Here is a 790-nt window from a genome sequence, read left to right as displayed (position 1 = left end):
GGATTTTGCCGAAAGCCTGTACGCCGATGGGGAGATTGAGCTGGGTAGCCATGGAAGGAACTCGGCTCCTGGAGGTTCACTGTCGGGGCAGAATACCACGAAGCCGGGGCTGGCCTTGCGGGAGCGGCCTTTGGTTGCGAGCGCAAAGACATTCCCTCCCCTGGGCGGGGACAAAAGAAATTATGAACCATTTCTAACTTTTGACGCCAAGCAGTTGCACCTCTATTGGCGGTATGGGATGTTGAGCCCGTCGCCAAGTATCGGCGCTCAAGGATGAACTCTCAGGCTCACGGAAGATTCCAGGGATTGGCCCGGCCGCGCGACACAAAGCCCCGTCACATGGACAGTGACGGGGCTTTACTTTGTGCGTTGTGTGTAGCGGATTGCCCCGTGGACAAGGGCCGTTGCCACGCTGGATAAATCCGCGCCGGATCAATCTGCGTCATTCCCGCGCAAGCGGAAATCCATCGGCTGGTAACAGAGCGAAGGATTCTGGACTCCCGCTTTCGCGGGAGTGATGAAAAGGGCGTGCTCGGTATTTCGCGCCGTTTTCGTGGGCAGGTCCGCTCCCACGCCCACGGTTCACAAGCCCAGTCGGATCACAAGCTCAGCACGTCAAAAGCGATGATCTGCCGCTGTTCCCTGGAGAACTCCACGCCGATGAGGTGAATGGGCTTGCCCTGCCCCCGGTACTTGTCGGCGTAGCCCTTGTCCTTGAGCTGCTGCAGCGCCCTGCCCTCCGGCACCTGCTCCACCACCTTGAACTCGAACAGATAAATGTGGCCATTGA

At 58.9% G+C, this 790-nt stretch carries 2 protein-coding genes; one reads left to right on the top strand and one right to left on the bottom strand.

Annotated features, from left to right (window positions below; genetic code table 11):
* Positions 1–277 (top strand): hypothetical protein (locus CKO35_RS17825; RefSeq protein ID WP_207143912.1); only part of this gene is annotated, 277 nt, incomplete at its 5' end.
* 322 nt (positions 278–599) lie between these two features.
* Here CKO35_RS17825 and CKO35_RS17540 read toward each other — a convergent pair.
* Positions 600–790 (bottom strand): PD-(D/E)XK nuclease domain-containing protein (locus CKO35_RS17540; RefSeq protein ID WP_200177394.1); only part of this gene is annotated, 191 nt, incomplete at its 5' end.

The sequence above is a fragment of the Ectothiorhodospira shaposhnikovii genome, assembly GCF_016584105.1.
GTDB lineage: Bacteria > Pseudomonadota > Gammaproteobacteria > Ectothiorhodospirales > Ectothiorhodospiraceae > Ectothiorhodospira > Ectothiorhodospira shaposhnikovii.
The sequence above is the reverse complement of the archived record's forward strand: the minus strand, read 5'-3'. Positions and strand labels throughout refer to the sequence as shown.